Consider the following 17,088-nt stretch of genomic DNA (forward strand, 5'->3'; position numbering starts at 1 on the left):
CCCGAAAAACCATAGGAATTCAATAAATGCCACAATAATCATGCAAGCAAACACATTGGCACCCAATAAGGTTAGCGGTGCTTGAACCCACGTGTAGATCATATCTGTTAACGTTCCATATGGAGTAGCTGCTATTACAACATAAATAATCCCCATGATCGTGGAAACAATCACTCCAGGAACGATTGCAGCAAAGGACTTATTGACAATTGGTGGGACTGAGTCTGGCATTTTGATTGTCAGATTCTTTTCCACACATAGAATATAAATCCTTGCACCTAGTATCCCGCCGAACATTGCAACGAACATTCCACTAGAACCCAGCGTCGAAAACTCGATCACTTTGGTCTCTTCGAATGTTGCGATGGGACTTAAAATCAAGAATGAAACTAAACTCATAATGCCAGCGTTTAATTGATCTGCATTCAAATGTTCCGCCAGTTTATAGCCAACTAAGAAGGCAACATAGACGGAAATGACATCAATGGTCATCGCATTGATTTGTGTCAACAATGATTTAAGACCTATTTGATCCATTATTTGTTGTGTATTGCCAATATCGATGGCATTGATTAAAGAAGCAATCGAACTGATCATCATAATCGGCATTAACCCCATCATGGCATTAGAGATCGCTTTCATATAAACATTATTTTGCACCTTAATTGCTCCCGCCAACACCTTATTCTTAAACGTATTCATAATATCCTCCTATCCTTAATTTTGTAAGTATTTTTCTCTTAACAAGCGGATTTTTTGTTGGGAAAAACCAAGTTTGTTGACCACATAGCCCTCAACTCCACCATAAGCTCCGATTCGCGCCAATGCATTCTGCAAAAAATGACGATCAGCTTCTTTAAAATAGCGCATCGCCTGAACAAAATCGGGATTATCGGTCTCTTGAAGCAACAGCTGCAGGCTTTTCTCATTTTTTTCTTTTTTGTATACATTGGTTAAGAGATAGTCATGCATCACATCTGCTTCACTGACGCCAAGTAGTAATTGAATGAGAGCGACGCCATAACCAGTGCGATCTTTCCCTCCACGGCAATGTTGGACGATTGCCCCCTCTTCAGCTAAGTGAATTTCTAAGACTTCTCTATAAACGTCTTGACACTGTTTATTTTCAACAAATTCTTCATTCTGACGGATCATTAATTCTTTTGCCAGAGCCGCCGTCATTTTTTGGGGAGAAAGTGCACTTTCTTCATCATGTTCAGAAGAAGCTAGGGCAGCAATATCCGCAATGGGTGTCAAATAAAGAATCTCTGCATTACCGATCGGCCGATCTTCATTATTCAGTCTTTCCTTTTTATTTCGATAATCAATGATCTTACTGATTCCAAGTTGTACTAACTTTTCTTGATCTGCAGCTGTAATCTTGCTTAATTCATCAGAACGATAGAGTCGCCCACGTATGAGACGCTTTCCTTCTTTGTTACGGTAGCCGCCAAAATCGCGAAAATTGTATGCTCCTGATAGTTTGATTTTTTTGTCTGTCATAATCTACTCCTTTAAGTGATGGATAAATGTGATGAAGTCATTCGTCGCAATCAGTTCGTTCACTTTCTCAGATGATGTACATATTTTGATCAAATGATCGTTTAGCGACTTAGCCTTTAAATGGTCTTGCTCAGCAATGACTAGTAAGAAGACCAAACGAACCGATTGTTTATACCAAAATATTGGTTTCTTCAAATGGGCAACAGCAATCACTGTTTCCGATCCAATCAATACATTGGGGTGTGGAAAAGCAACCATCGGCAAGAAATCGGTTCCAAAAAAAGCTTCTCGTTCAAATACCAAAGCTTCAAAATTATTTGGCATCTGATATTGTTCGTTAATGCAATGACATAAAAAATGCAGCACTTCTTCTTTTGTTTCAAAGTCTTGGTCACAAATAAACAGCGGTTCCTTAAAGAAGGTCAAAAGTTTTTCAACGGTAAAAACAGTCGACAGTGCATCAGCTATTTTTTTGATCATTTCAGGCCGCATAAAATAGTCAAAACTCATTACAGGAATGGTTCCTTCATAAGGTAGATCGATTGATGAAAAGATAAAATCAAAGTCTTGTTCTTTTAGGAACTGAGCAAATTCATATTGATTACAAACCGTTACTTCTTTAATGTAATTTCGGAAATAGAATTCAAACTTTTCTTTTAAAAATGCATTGGCTGCTCTCCCCAGATCGTTTACAACTAAAATATACTTACGCTGCGTTTGTGAACTCTTCTTATTCAGGGCGACATCAAAGTGCATGGCTAAATAGCTAAGTTCATGATCGCTGATACGCTTATTGAAATGCGCAACGATTACTTGACCAGCAATAATAGCTAAATCGTATCCTACATTGCAATGGACTTTTACGTCATCTAACAGCGGGTTTTTCAGCTCAATTCCTAATTCGATTCGATCAATCAAAGGAACAAAGTGAAGCATCAGCATCGTCTGTAAGTCCAAATCTTGACTGAAGTCAATTTGTCTTCGGTTTTTGATTTTTTTTAGAACTTGCCTCACTAAGTCCGAAACTTCCTCTGAGACAACGTTTTTTTCATTTTTGGGAATGACCCGTTTCCCCACGATCTGACCAAGCACATAATTTCGCTCACATTCTGTAAAAAGAACACCGCATTCTTCTTCGATCCGCTTGACGATTCGCTTGCCTAATAATGATTGTTCAGCATTGGTTCTTCCTCCAATAGGCAGATTGCGATCCAAGTAGCGGCCGCTTTGCATTCGCATTACAGCGATTGCTAGGTGATTGACTAAGTTCGTCACTATAGCTTCTGAAATCGGATAGGCTTTTTGAGAAAACTCAGCTAAAATGATTGCTTGAATCTGTCGATGCAACTGCGATGGCGTCCCTTCACTAGAAGGTAATTGATGCAGTTGTTTAAGGTGTGTCTTTTGCAGATAATTGCTTGCCATAAAGCGACGTAAGTCGAATTCACTGCCGCAAAGCTTCATGCCGTAGTAAGGCTTTGTTTGGATGGATAAATTATAATGGCTTAAAATCCGTCGCAGTTTTTTGAGTTCTTGAGATAACTTGCTTTGTGAGATAAATAAGCGTTCACATAATAATTCTGACTTGATGTATTCGTCTTCTTGGACGAAGTACTCAATGATTTGTGTCACAAAATCTTCTTGAGGTGTGTTTTCTAAGCTACGTTGAAATAATTCATGATTGATTATTTGTAAAAACAAGCCACTTCCTTTCTTCCCTTGAATCACACAGCCATAAAGCGATTGGCTTTGATTGATTTTCTCCACATATCTACGAACTGTTTTCGTACTGACACCTACTTTTGCAGCGATCTCTTTGGTTGTCATAAACCCGTCTTGCTCTGAAAGAGCCCTGATCAACAATAAGCTTATTTTTTCCATCTTTCTCTCCCTCATTAATTAGTTTAGAGTCTATTGTAGTCAACCTCCATAGGTATATGGTCCCTTTTATTAGGGTCAATTTCTACAAGAAGTTTTATCTTTAATAGTTAGGAGTAGCTGAAAAGGCGTATCACTTCGGATGCTACTAAAAAAAGCACTAGCACTGGCTAGAACGGAAACACCCTTCAAAAGTTAACCCAAAAAACTAACTTTTGAAGGGTGTTTTATGAGAACGTTCCTTTATAAATGGGTCGAGTGATCCTGACTATATTTCCCCCACATTTATTTAGAGCGTACTCTTATGCTTAAAAAAAGGCTGTAGGCCTCCCTTTTCCGGGACATTGCCTACAACCTGAAACCAGCTCAACAGCTGGTTTTTAATCTGGTACTATATGTGTTACCCACGATTGTCTAATGATGCACCAACAAATGCTTTGATCAATCGTTGTGGACGTGTTGGTCGTGAAATCAATTCGGGATGGAATTGGCAACCCACAAAGAATTTATTTTCTGGAATCTCAACGATTTCAACTAAGCGATTGTCTGGTGAGACACCTGAGAAGACCATACCTTCTGCTTCAAAGATTTCGCGGTATTTATTATTGAATTCATAACGGTGACGATGACGTTCTTGTACGACTTCTTCTCCTTCATAGGCTGCAGCTGTTTTCGTTCCTTTTTTGACTTTACATGGATACAAGCCTAAACGTAGCGTACCGCCTAAGTTTTCAATATTTTCTTGATCTGCCATCAAATCAATGATGTTGTTTGCTGTATCGGGATCAGTTTCTGCCGAATTCGCATTTTCTAACCCAACGACATTGCGGGCAAATTCCACGCAGGCCATTTGCATTCCCAGACAAATCCCTAGGAATGGGACATCATTTTCACGAGCATACCGAATCGCTTCGATCTTGCCTTCGATTCCACGATCGCCAAAACCGCCGGGAACTAAGATACCGTCTGCATCCTGTAAGTATTCGGCAACATTGTCTTTCGTTAATTCATGGGCTTTGATCCAATCGATCGTAATGTCGGCATCATAAGCAAAACCAGAATGTTTCAATGCTTCAACAACAGACAGATACGCATCTGGCAATTCCACATATTTCCCTACCAATGCAATGCGGACTTTCTTTTTCAAGTTCAATACTTTTTCCTCTAATGCTTGCCATTCTGTCATATCAGCTACTGGCGCATTCAATTTCAAGTGATCACAAACGATTTGATCCATTCCTTGTGCTTGTAAAGCCAATGGGATCGAATAGAGTGTTTCTACATCTCGGGATTCGATAACCGCTTCAGGTGCAACATCACAAAATTGGGCCAATTTGTTTTTTGTTGATTGGGACACAGGTTGTTCAGTCCGAACCACTAGGATATTTGGTTGGATACCCAATCCTCGCAACTCTTTTACACTGTGTTGCGTTGGTTTGGTTTTCATTTCACCCGCTGCCTTTAAGTAAGGAATCAACGTTGTATGAATGTACATCACATTGTCCGAACCAACGTCAGCTTTCATTTGGCGCAACGCTTCTAGAAACGGCAACGACTCGATGTCGCCAACGGTTCCGCCGACTTCAGTGATGATGACATCTGAATCGGTCATTTTTGCTGCCCGCATGATTTTTTCTTTGATTTCATTGGTGATGTGCGGAATTACTTGGACAGTTGCTCCTAAGTATTCCCCTTTACGTTCTTTGCGCAAAACTTCTGAATAGATTTTTCCAGTCGTTACATTTGAGTATTTGTTCAAGTTGATGTCGATGAAACGTTCATAATGGCCTAAGTCCAAATCTGTTTCTGCACCATCATCGGTCACGAATACCTCACCATGTTGGTATGGGCTCATCGTTCCTGGATCAACATTGATGTAAGGATCAAACTTTTGGATCGTTACTTTTAAGCCACGATTCTTCAATAAGCGTCCTAGTGATGCTGCCACAATACCTTTACCGATCGAAGAAACCACACCGCCGGTTACAAAAATATATTTTGTCATAAACTGAAAAACTCCTTTTAAACTATTTTGCAGGAAAAGTACTTAGAAAATAAGAAAAGCTCCCTATCCATAAATGAATAGGGAGCGAAAATTCTAAATCACTTTCTGACTCTTTTTCAAGAGTGCCCAAACAGAATGATACAATCTTGCCTAGCAAAAGTCAAGCAAACTTTTCTCGAATCCTTTCTGGATGCGGATACATCGAAAAATCGCTGATTTCGATGAACATTCAATCGCTAAACTTCTTTCTTACTTTCTTAATGGATTCTTTGGGTCTGCTTGTCATAATGATTCTTGTAGAGGAAGCTCGGTGCTTTACTTGTTTTGTTACAAATGATCAGAAATCGTTTTCTTATCATTTTTGCGAAAACAAGGTGCAGGTTCGATTCCTGTCTTCTACTTTGAATAGATAACAGAACAAAACCGCTAGATTGGTTTTCTCTAGCGGTTTCTTTTTTTGTATCGGTTGTCACAGACGCTTCAATAGATTCTAAGGACCATCTTCCAATGACTTATTCGTTTGTTGCCTCTGCAGATCGAACGACTAGTAATTGATTAGTACAATTCAAGGTACTGCTCGCGTTCCCACTCAGAAACTGTTTGACGGAAAGCGGCCCATTCCAAACGTTTGGCTTCCACAAAGTTCGCAAAAATGTGTTTGCCCAATGCATCGATCATCACGTCATCTTTACGCAATTCTTTGATCGCATTGTGGATCGTTGATGGCAGGTCTTCGATTTGTGCTTCTGCACGTTCTTCTTCATTCATCACATAAATGTTGCGGTCCACTGCAGGCGGCGGTGTCAACTCACGACGGATACCATCTAAACCGGCTTGCAGCAAGACAGCCATTGCCAAATACGGATTAGCGGATGGATCAACGGAGCGCAATTCTAACCGGGTGGACAAGCCGCGAGATTCAGGAACACGAATCAGTGGTGAACGGTTGCGTCCTGACCAAGCAACATAAACCGGTGCTTCGTAACCTGGGACCAGACGTTTGTAAGAATTGACTGTTGGGTTGCAGACTGCTGTATAAGCACGGGCATGTTCAATCAAACCGGCTAGGAAATGATACGCCGTTTGGCTCAACTGCATTGGTCCTTCTTCATCAAAGAAGACATTTTCTTTTCCATTGAACAAGGACATATTGCAGTGCATACCTGACCCATTGATGCCATATAATGGTTTTGGCATAAATGTCGCATGCAAACCGTGTTTGCGGGCAATCGTTTTGACAACTAATTTGAAAGTTTGGATGTTATCGCACGCTTCTACCGCATCGGCATATTTAAAGTCGATTTCGTGCTGGCCTGGTGCTACTTCGTGGTGGGAGGCTTCTACTTCAAAACCAAGGCTTTCTAATTCTAATACGATATCGCGGCGGCAGTTCTCACCTAAGTCAGTCGGTGCAAAATCAAAATAGCCGCCTTTGTCATTTAGGTCTGTTGTGATTTCGCCATCTTCATCTAATTTGAAAAGGAAAAATTCCGGTTCAGGCCCAAGATTGAAAGAAGTAAAACCTAGAGATTCCATATCTGATAGTGACCGTTTTAAATTGCCGCGAGGATCGCCAGCAAATGGCGTGCCATCAGGGTTGTAGATATCACAAATCAAACGAGCGACTTTGCCATGCTCACTTTCCCATGGGAAAATCATCCAAGTAGATAAATCTGGGTAAAGGTACATATCACTTTCTTCAATCCGTACGAATCCTTCAATGGAGGAGCCATCGAACATCATTTTGTTCTCAAGTACTTTTTCCAATTGGCTAACTGGTACTTCTACATTTTTGATCGTTCCCAAGATGTCAGTAAACATCAAGCGCAAGAAACGTACATTCTCGTCTTTAACGATTTGTTTGATATCTTCGGCTGTTCTTTCAATTTTCGGCATAATATCCCTTCCTTTGACCTTTATTCTTTCGTGCCACAACATTGATCTACATTAGCGGACCTTTTTGTTGGAATGGCTGTTGTTGATTCAGACCACCTTGCGCTAGGAGTTCGTCATAAAAGATTCGACGAACATCTTCGTCAGTCAGTGGCGGTTTGTTCTTTGCTTCTTGTTCTTTGGCAATTTTCATCTCGTACACACGTTTGATCCCAGCCATATTCAAACCATCTGACAGATAGTCTTTGATTTCTAATAGCGTATCGATATCATTTAATGAATACATGCGTCGATTACCATCACTGCGTTCTGGATGGATCAGTTCTTGTTCTTCATAGTAACGAATTTGACGAGCCGTCAGATCCGTTAGTTTCATCACTGTTCCAATCGGAAAGACAGACATCGAACGCCGCAACTCTTTTTCCCGCATAACGTGGCGCCTCCCTCATTTAGATGATCCTGCATAACTTAATTGAAACTATACCAATTGTTTTTTCCACTGTCAACCCTTCATGTAAGAAAAAGTGACATAGACATTTATTTTTTTCTGTTTGGCAGAACAATCACTAGAAAACCATCCTTTTACTGGTCGAATGAAAAAAATTTCCAGTGGTAATAACTGAAAAAAAAACTGCGTGCAGGTATTAGAATTCCCTACACACAGCTCGACCACTTCATTTCCTGAGCGTTACTCTTCAATTGTTGGATAGATCCCGGCAGAACCTGGCAATGCAAAACCTTTTAGGTGATAGGTTTGATCTTCCTCGTCAAAGTCATTGGTAAGCAAGAGTGTTTCCCGCTTCAAACGGCTCAATCGCTTGCCTTCATTGGCAGCTAAAACGGTTTGATAAGGCTGCATGATTTGCATGAGTTCCATTTTAATTGCTTGGATCAGTTGTTCTTTCCCTTTACTGCTCTTGGCAGAAATCAAAACATTGGGGAACAGCGTCGGCACAAATTGTTCTGGATCAATGCGATCAGCTTTATTATAGATCGTCAGAACTGGGACTTGCGTCAATGATAGTTCTTCCATCAATGCTAAAACTGTTTTTTCTTGCTGTTGCCGATCATGAGAACCAGCATCAACCACATGCAGCAGCAGATCCATATTTTGACTCTCTTCTAATGTAGAATGAAAGGCATCGATCAATTGTGTCGGCAGTTCTTGAATAAAGCCGACAGTATCGGTAACGGTCACTTCCAATCCTTCCGGCAACCGCCAACGCTTTGTCAAAGGATCTAACGTCGCAAACAGTTGGTCTTGCTCATAGGTATCCGCACTAGTCAATAAATTCAAAATCGTTGATTTCCCAGCATTGGTATACCCGATCAAACCGATCTGAAAGACTTGACTGTCGCGGCGTTTCTGACGGGTACGATCACGATGAGCAGCGACTTCCTTCAACTCTCGTTTAATGATCGTGATCCGATTACGGATATGGCGTCGATCCGTCTCCAGTTTGGTTTCTCCTGGTCCTCTCGTTCCAATACCGCCCCCCAGACGGGACATATTTTTCCCTTGTCCGATCAATCGAGGCAGCAAATAATCTAATTGTGCCAGCTCTACTTGCAGTTTTCCTTCTTTTGAACGAGCGCGCATAGCAAAGATATCTAAAATCAATTGGACACGATCAATAACTGGCGCCCCTAATTCTTCACCAATCAACTGGCTTTGTCGGGGTGTCAATTCATGATTGAAAATCACCAAATCAGCTTCATGGGCATCCACTAACTGTTGCAGTTCCGCCAATTTTCCTTTTCCGATCACTGTTTGCCGATCAACTTGCGGCCGTTTTTGGATCAGTGAAAAAATCACCTCTCCGTTTGCTGTTTTGGTCAAACTTTTCAATTCATTCATTGAGGACGCAAAGGTCGAATAATTTCGTTCTGTTTCTACGCCAACAAGGATTACGCGTTCTTGTGTCATTCCTTCTCCTCCAACCATTGGTCGATCGCTTTTTCGATCGAAGATACGTCCTCAGGATGCTGGACAAGATCGACCCATCTAGGAGCGAGACGATTCTTGAACCAAGTCAGTTGCCGTTTGGCGTACCTGCGAGACTGTTGTTTGATTTGTGCGACCGTTTCTTCTAATGAACATGTACCGGCAAAATAAGGGGCAAATTCTTTGTACCCGATTCCTTTTGCTGCTTGGGTCTCAGGATGGATCAGCACCTGTTGTGCTTCCGCAACCAAACCTGCTTCCACCATTTGATCGACTCGCTGATCAATACGCTGATACAACAACTGTCGGTCTGTGGAAAGCCCAATCATAAAATAATCGTATACCGCTTCCGGTGCAGTAGTCGGGGCTGCAATGCTTATTCCCGTTGTTTCCAAGACTTCCAACGCGCGGATCACTTTACGTTCATTGTTGTAATGGATCTTTGCTGCGGCTAAAGGATCTAATACCTGCAACTTTTGCCATAGCGCTTCTTTGCCAATTCTTGCTGCTTCTTGCTGGTAGCGCTGCCGAACGGAAGGATCACTTTCCTCAGCGGCTCCTAATTGATAGTCATAGAGTAAAGCCTGGATGTACAATCCGGTTCCCCCTGCTACGATAGGCAGATGACCTCGTTGATGGGTGGCCGTGATCAACTCACGGGCTTCTTTTTGAAATTCTGCCACAGAATAGGATTCATGGCTGTCGCGAATATCGATCAGATGATGAGGGATTCCTTGCATTTCTGCAGCTGTTACCTTGGCTGTCCCAATATCTAAGCCACGATAGATCTGCATGGAGTCGCCGCTGATCACTTCTCCCTGATACTTTTTCGCCAGTTCGATGCTTAAGGCCGTTTTTCCAACCGCAGTCGGTCCGACTACCACAATCACTTTTTCCATCAATGAGCTTCCTCCTGAACCTTCCTTTGGACTTCCCGGACTCGCTCAGGAAAATTGGTAATAATTCCCGTGACCCCTACTGCAAGACAGTGACGAATTTCTGCTTCTGTATCGACTGTCCAAGGACGAATGGCAATCGGATAATCCGCGATCTGTTCCTCATGTTTCTTGACCCACTCATAGGCAGGATGAATCCCTTCAATGTAAGGGCGCGACAATGCTAACGGAGGTTTCGCCTCCGATTTTCCCATAATAAAGTCAAAGGTTGCTTGCGGTTCAATCGCATACAATCGATCCAATGTGTCAACATTGAATGAACAATACCAATGAGTAAAGGGCCAGCTTTGACTGGCTAACAATTCAGATACTTTCTTTTCGATCCCTTGATACTCGTAATGGTCTGTTTTCAATTCAATCGTTAAAATACCACGATAATTCTTTGCTGCTAAAAGATCGAGGACTTCCTTCAACGTCGGCACTTTTGTGGCGGCATAATCTTCTGAGAACCAGCTGCCGGCATTCAATTCTTTTAGTTCTGTCAGCGTTTTATCACAAATTCGGCCTTTGCCGTTCGTAGTGCGATCGACTGTTTCATCATGCATTACGATCAGGTGACCATCCTTTGATAGATGAACATCTAGTTCAATGATATCGGCTTTGACCCGAACTGCTTCTGCAAAGGCTGGTAACGTGTTCTCTGGACGGTCTCCACTACTGCCACGATGGGCAACGATTTGTACCATTTGTTTCACTCCAATCTTTTTCTATTTTACCACGGAACCCCATAGAACCAAACTCCTACTCCTTGTGCCATCCTCATTTTCTAAAGGCATCGCTAGGATTTGTATATATCAGAGAATCGACAAAAAAAGAGGCTATGACAGAAGTTTTTCCACAAAATGATCCTCCCAACAATCATGAAATTGCTCCTACTCTGCAGCAGGTCTTCATCAAATACACGATGGAGAGCGCAATTCCGTTCACGTCCTTCGGATCATCTCGTTGCAACTTCTGTCACAGACTCAATGTTATAGCCCCATTCTCGATTGACTCGACTATAATGGTTTAGAAAAATAAGTTAATGGTTCATTGGTCAAATTTTTCATTTGCGTTTTGCGCTCATTGACCATTTCAGTCAGTGTATCCAAGAAATTCTCCATGATGACACGACCGCCTTTATACGTATAACCGCCGATCTTCACCGTTTCTTCTGGTGAAAGGATCACTCTGCGGGTACCGATTTTCTTGAAAAATTCTTCTAAAAAATAATTCGGCAAATAAAAGTTATTCTGTGCGGCAAAAGACTGTAAATAAGCAAAATCATCGATCGTTATATAACAGTCATCGAAAGCATCGAAACTGACATATTCGTCCATCAGGATCACCCGTTTTTGTAAAATTTCGCTGATTTTCCTGTTCAATTGGAGAAGTGTCTCGATTTCTTTGACTTTATGCTCCAACAGCCGTCGCCGTTTTTCTTTTTGTTCATCGTAACGAATTCTGAGATTGAAGATGATCGTTACTAATAAGGCGCCTACTAATACGCCGATAAAACCTGCAATCGCTACTGCCATTTTCTTCTGACCCTTTCATGCTTACTTTCTTTTTATTGTATCATAATTTAAAAGAGAGGCAAAAAAGATAACGAACTTTTTATTTGACCTTTATTGACCTAATGGGTATACTTACTTTTAGATATTGCAAAAACTTTGTGCTAAACTATATCTATATCGATTTTTAGGAGGACTAAAAAATGAATTTAATTCCTACAGTCATTGAACAATCATCTCGTGGCGAAAGAGCCTATGATATCTATTCTCGTCTATTAAAAGACCGCATCATTATGTTAAGTGGTCAAGTAACAGATGATTTAGCCAATTCGATCATCGCCCAACTTTTATTCTTGGATGCACAAGATTCTGAAAAAGATATCTACTTGTACATCAACTCACCAGGCGGAAGCGTCACAGCCGGACTAGCAATCTTTGATACCATGAACTTCATCAAAGCAGACGTGCAAACGATCGTTATGGGGATGGCTGCCTCAATGGGTTCATTCTTATTGACAGCTGGTGAAAAAGGCAAACGCTTTGCTTTGCCAAATGCTGAGATCATGATCCACCAACCATTAGGTGGCGCACAAGGACAAGCAACAGAGATCGAAATCGCAGCTCGTCACATTTTGCAAACTCGCGAACGCCTAAACAAAATCTTGTCTGAGCGAACAGGTCAACCAATCGAAGTCATCGAAAAAGACACAGACCGTGATAACTTCATGACTGCTCAAGAAGCAAAAGATTACGGCTTGATCGACGAGATCATGGAATCAAACAGCTTAAAATAATTCATCCATCAAAAAACCAGCTGTGCTGAAGCACGCTGGTTTTTTTGCGTCATTAAACGAGATCCGATTGACTTCGCTTGCCATTAATAAACATATTTCCCTTGCAAGTAGTCTTTTCCCAAGGAAACATAATGGGCGATATTGGCTTTGTTTTTGGCAATTTCTTCCTCTGTCAACGGACGAATCACTTTAGCAGGACGTCCAAAAGCCAGCACATTGGGCGGAATGATCGTTCCTTGAGTAACTAAAGAACCGGCACCAATCAAACTGTTTTCACCGATAACTGCATGGTTCAAAACAATGGAACTCATGCCGATTAAGGCCCCTTTTTCAATCTTACAGCCATGAAGCATGCACTGATGACCGACAGTCACATCTTCTGCAATGATCGTGGGTGCATCATGATCCACATGAATGATCGTCCCATCTTGAATATTGGTCCGCTCACCTACTCGAATATAATTTGCATCTCCCCGCAAAACTGCTTGGAACCAGACAGTCGCCTCACTGCCGATGGTGACATCTCCGACGACAGTCGCATTTGGCGCGATAAAGTTTTGCGTACTAGCAGTTTCTGCGTTTAGTTGATTTCGTTTTTGGCTATTTGTCTCTTTTTTCCGATCCATTGTTAAACTCCTTTAGGATTTTTCTTTCTCCACTACACTTTACTACTACACTTTACTACTATACTTTACTACTATACTACTCTATTCCTGTACCCATGATACCATGAATAACTATGAAAACCACGAATCAGTCCGTAAGAGAACAGCGACTATATGCGGATATCTTCACACTTCATACAAAAAAAAGAGTGCGGCTGACACCACACTCTTTTGACCTATTCTGCTTCTTCTGAAAACTGACTCTGATAAAGCTGACTGTAAAATCCCCCAGCTGCCAGTAGTGTTTCATGATTGCCTTTTTCTATGATTGCTCCTTGATCCATGACTAAGATCAAATCGGCTTCCCGAATCGTAGACAACCGGTGAGCAATGACGAAACTGGTTCGTCCTTCCATCACTTTGTCCATCGCTTTTTGGATCAACGCTTCGAGCCGTGTGTCCACAGAGCTTGTTGCTTCATCTAAGATCAAGATTTTCGGATTAGAAATGACTGCTCGAGCAATCGTCAAGAGTTGTTTTTGACCAAGCGAGATATTATCCCCTTCGGAATTGATAAACATCTCATAACCGTCCGGCATCGTCCGGATGAAATGATCCACATTGGCTGTTTTAGCTGCATCGACCACTTCATAATCGGTCGCATCTAACTTACCAAAACGAATATTGTCTCCGATCGTTCCTTCATACAACCAAGCATCTTGCAGAACCATGCCGAATAACGAACGGACATCGCTGCGGGCCATTTTCTTCGTATCAATACCATCAATCTTGATCGCCCCTTCGTTGACATCGTAGAAACGCATCAACAAATTGATCAATGTGGTCTTTCCGGCTCCAGTTGGTCCGACGATCGCTACCGTCTGACCAGCTTTCACTTCAAAGTTCAAATCTTTGATCAGCGGTTTCTTCGGATCATAGGCAAAACCGACATGTTCAAATTGAACATCCCCATGAAATTCCGCTGGCAATGGAATATCTGTTTGGTTGACTGGTTCTTCCGGTTCATCCAAAATCTCAAAAACCCGTTTTGCAGCTGCCGAAGCACTTTGTAAGACAGAGGAAAGCTGGGTAATATTCCCCATTGGCTGACTCACTTGCCAAATGTATTGGATAAAGGCTTGCAGTTGCCCTACCACGATCACACCGCCAATTACATAGAAACTTCCCATAACTGCCATAGCAATATACGTAAAGTAGGCAGTCATTTGAACTAACGGCATCATCAATCCCGAGACGAAGGCCGAACGGAAGCCGTAATAGCGCAGTTGGTGATTGACTTTTTTAAAGCCGTCAAGTGTTTGTTTTTCTCGTCCATAGACTTTCAATACACTGAAACCAGTCATATTTTCCTGAACATAACCGTTCAAGTCTCCTAATGCATTTTGCATGCCTTGGAAGTCTTTTTGCGATTTCTTGACGATCGTTCTTGAAATGATCAATGACGTTGGAATCATGATCAATGCGATCAACGCCATAAACGAATTGATATAAAACATCATCGCTACCGCCATGATGATTCCTAGAAAGGCATTGACGATCCCGATCAAGGCTTGCTGCATCGCACCACTGACTGCATCCACATCGTTCGTTACCCGTGACAAGATATTTCCTTGCTGATTTTTGTCAAAATATGAAACAGGCAAGCGGTTGATCTTTTCTTCAATGTCTTGACGTAAATCACGCATCGCAGATTGAACGACATTTGTGATCAAAAGCCCTGACATTAATTGTGAGAAACAATACCCTACACCGACAACGGTGATCCAGATCAAACAAACGATGATGTAATCAAAATTCAGCGGCTCTCCCGCTGCAATATTCCGACTGATCTCTGTTGTAGGCAATCCGGACACATACGGCAATGCCGCGTTAAAGCCAACTGTAGCGACAGTAAAAAGTAAGACTAAAATAAAGGAGACTTTGTAGGGTTTGATGTAGCGCCCTAAACGTTTTAAAGAAGAGAATGCTTTCATTGTGCCAACTCCTCCTCTGATAATTGTGATGCTGCAATGTCGTAATAAACCGAGCAGTTTTCCAACAGTTCTTTGTGGGTGCCGATACCAACTACATCGCCTTCATTCAACACAATGATTTTATCCGCGTGCATGATCGTCCCCACACGTTGCGCCACGATCAAAACAGTTGATTCGGTCGTTTCTTTTTTCAAACGCGCCCGTAATTTGGCATCGGTTTGATAATCCAGTGCAGAAAAACTATCATCAAAAATATAGATCTCGGGACGACGGATCACCGCACGAGCGATCGCCAGCCGTTGTTTCTGACCACCAGAAAAGTTCGTGCCTCCTTCTGCTAGACGTGCATCAAAGCCATCCGGTGTTTTAGCAATAAAATCAGCTGCTTGTGCGATCTCAACCGCACGTTCTAAGTCCGCTTGTGTCGCATCTTCTTTCCCATAGCGCAGATTTTCTGCGATCGTTCCAGTGAACAGCAACGCTTTTTGGGGAATAAATCCGATCTTATTTCTCAAAGCGGACAAGCTGTACTCGCGAACATCGATCCCATCAATCAAAACCTGTCCTTTTGTGACATCATAAAAACGAGGGATCAATTGGATCAATGTTGATTTCCCGCTTCCAGTACTGCCGATGAAAGCAACTGTTTCACCAGGAGAAGCAGTAAAACTAACATTGCGGATCACAGGACTCTCAGCATGTCCCGGATAGGCAAATGTCACATTCTTAAATTCCACATATCCTTTGGTCTTGCCTTCTGTCACTGGCTGTTCGGCTTCCACGATTTCTGAAGTCATATCCAATGCCTCCTGAATCCGTCGGGCTGAGACCGCTGCACGTGGATACATCGTAAATATAGTCGCAAACAACATGAATGAGAATAGAGCATGGAAGATGTATTCGATAAAAGCAATCAAGTCACCGACTTGCAGTTGCCCATTTTCGATTTGAATACTTCCTGACCAAATGATCAGTACCATCACGATATTGAATAAGAAGAAAAAGCCCGGCTGTGCTGTCGCCATCAAACGGAACAAGCTGCGAGAGCTGGATGCATACGCTTGATTGACTTTGCTAAAGCGTTTCTCTTCAAATTTCTCATTTACGAACGCACGGATGACCCGTAAACCAGACAAGTTTTCCCGCAAAATACCATTGATCTTATCCAAATTGGCTTGCTGCTTGTTAGACAACGGCTCGGAAATCTTTGCGATGGCTATCACAGCAATCAACAAGATCGGCAGTGCCCCTAACACATACATCCCTAATTTTGTACTTGTCCGCATGACCATATACAAACTGACCGCAAACATCATCGGCGTCATCAATCCAATCCGCAGAATATTCTGCAAGAACAACATGATTTGATATGCATCATTGGTCACCCGAGTAATCAAGGATGAAACACCGATTTTTTCATATTCCGTATGTGAATAACCTTGCACCTTTTCAAAAAGATCATCTCGAACATCTGCTACGATATTCGTTGTGATTCTTGAGGTAAAGTACCCTAACATAATATTCATTGCGATCCCTGTCAAAGTAATAGCAATCATTGCCATTCCCATCTTCCAGATATACTCTCGGTCACCATTTCGAATACCGACATCGATCATTCGAGCCAGCAATGTGGGTAATCCTAGTTCAATCAAAATAAATCCAAACACACAGATGAAATTAAAAACCAACAGTTTTTTATTGCGCATTGTGTAATGCCACATTAATTTCAAAAAAGCCCCTCCTTTTTTTACACATTATTTTTACTATATCATAGTCCCAATTTCAAGTAACCCACTTCCCGAAGAAAAAAAGGAGATATTTTAAAGTATTTTTTTAAGGATGACCAAGGGAAGCCCTTTCAAACCAACTAGTTTCTATACTTATTTACTTTTCTATGATAAACTAATACTACTTGTAATGGAACGATTTACAAAAACCGGTGAATTTTTTATGACAACATTTGGAAAGCAAAGACGAGGCTTTCTCTTTTTTCTCACAACGATTGTCTGGAAAAAGCATGTA

The 17,088-nt window shown here is 41.7% G+C and carries 14 protein-coding genes; 1 reads left to right on the forward strand and 13 read right to left on the reverse strand.

The window, feature by feature from the left end:
* The 10 genes from EG2_RS13395 to EG2_RS13440 all read right to left on the reverse strand — a co-directional run.
* On the reverse strand, positions 1–702 hold a 702-nt coding region (locus EG2_RS13395; RefSeq protein WP_169793136.1), incomplete at its 3' end, for a PTS transporter subunit EIIC.
* A 15-nt stretch (positions 703–717) separates the two neighbouring features.
* Positions 718–1,503: a tyrosine-protein phosphatase gene (locus tag EG2_RS13400; protein ID WP_003127369.1), complete on the reverse strand. Its 786-nt coding sequence runs from the start codon at positions 1,501–1,503 to the stop codon at positions 718–720.
* Positions 1,504–1,506: 3 nt separating this feature from the next.
* Positions 1,507–3,384, reverse strand: coding sequence for a BglG family transcription antiterminator (locus EG2_RS13405; protein WP_005471633.1), 1,878 nt, complete (start codon positions 3,382–3,384; stop codon positions 1,507–1,509).
* 397 nt (positions 3,385–3,781) lie between these two features.
* Positions 3,782–5,386, reverse strand: coding sequence for a CTP synthase (locus tag EG2_RS13410; RefSeq protein ID WP_003127367.1), 1,605 nt, complete (start codon positions 5,384–5,386; stop codon positions 3,782–3,784).
* A 555-nt stretch (positions 5,387–5,941) separates the two neighbouring features.
* The gene (glnA, locus tag EG2_RS13415) at positions 5,942–7,282 is read right to left on the reverse strand and encodes a type I glutamate--ammonia ligase (RefSeq protein WP_021149242.1); all 1,341 of its coding nucleotides are present in this window, start codon (positions 7,280–7,282) and stop codon (positions 5,942–5,944) included.
* Positions 7,283–7,328: 46 nt separating this feature from the next.
* Positions 7,329–7,709, reverse strand: coding sequence for a MerR family transcriptional regulator (locus tag EG2_RS13420; protein ID WP_003127364.1), 381 nt, complete (start codon positions 7,707–7,709; stop codon positions 7,329–7,331).
* 258 nt (positions 7,710–7,967) lie between these two features.
* On the reverse strand, positions 7,968–9,206 hold the full coding sequence (gene hflX / locus EG2_RS13425; RefSeq protein WP_003127363.1) for a GTPase HflX: 1,239 nt from the start codon (positions 9,204–9,206) through the stop codon (positions 7,968–7,970).
* Positions 9,203–10,123 (reverse strand): tRNA (adenosine(37)-N6)-dimethylallyltransferase MiaA, encoded by a 921-nt coding sequence (miaA, locus tag EG2_RS13430; RefSeq protein WP_005471628.1) that lies wholly within the window; start codon positions 10,121–10,123, stop codon positions 9,203–9,205. The genes hflX and miaA overlap by 4 nt, the downstream gene beginning before the upstream one ends.
* Entirely contained in the window at positions 10,123–10,866 is a 744-nt protein-coding gene (locus EG2_RS13435; RefSeq protein WP_005471627.1) for a glycerophosphodiester phosphodiesterase, read from the reverse strand. Before EG2_RS13435 ends, miaA begins: the two co-directional genes overlap by 1 nt.
* A gap of 312 nt (positions 10,867–11,178) precedes the next feature.
* Positions 11,179–11,697 carry a hypothetical protein gene (locus EG2_RS13440; RefSeq protein WP_003127360.1) on the reverse strand — a complete coding sequence of 173 codons (519 nt, stop codon included), beginning with the start codon at positions 11,695–11,697 and terminating at the stop codon, positions 11,179–11,181.
* A gap of 179 nt (positions 11,698–11,876) precedes the next feature.
* On the opposite strand from EG2_RS13440, the gene clpP reads away from it, so the two are divergent.
* Positions 11,877–12,467: an ATP-dependent Clp endopeptidase proteolytic subunit ClpP gene (gene clpP, locus EG2_RS13445; protein ID WP_003127359.1), complete on the forward strand. Its 591-nt coding sequence runs from the start codon at positions 11,877–11,879 to the stop codon at positions 12,465–12,467.
* 83 nt (positions 12,468–12,550) lie between these two features.
* Here clpP and EG2_RS13450 read toward each other — a convergent pair whose 3' ends face one another.
* From EG2_RS13450 to EG2_RS13460, 3 genes are all read right to left on the reverse strand, one after another.
* Positions 12,551–13,093 carry a gamma carbonic anhydrase family protein gene (locus tag EG2_RS13450; protein WP_003127358.1) on the reverse strand — a complete coding sequence of 181 codons (543 nt, stop codon included), beginning with the start codon at positions 13,091–13,093 and terminating at the stop codon, positions 12,551–12,553.
* 215 nt (positions 13,094–13,308) lie between these two features.
* Entirely contained in the window at positions 13,309–15,066 is a 1,758-nt protein-coding gene (locus EG2_RS13455) for an ABC transporter ATP-binding protein (protein WP_003127357.1), read from the reverse strand.
* Positions 15,063–16,796 carry an ABC transporter ATP-binding protein gene (locus EG2_RS13460; protein WP_005471624.1) on the reverse strand — a complete coding sequence of 578 codons (1,734 nt, stop codon included), beginning with the start codon at positions 16,794–16,796 and terminating at the stop codon, positions 15,063–15,065. Before EG2_RS13460 ends, EG2_RS13455 begins: the two co-directional genes overlap by 4 nt.
* Between the last annotated feature and the right edge of the window lie 292 nt (positions 16,797–17,088).

The organism is Enterococcus gallinarum NBRC 100675 (assembly GCF_001544275.1).
GTDB lineage: Bacteria > Bacillota > Bacilli > Lactobacillales > Enterococcaceae > Enterococcus_D > Enterococcus_D gallinarum.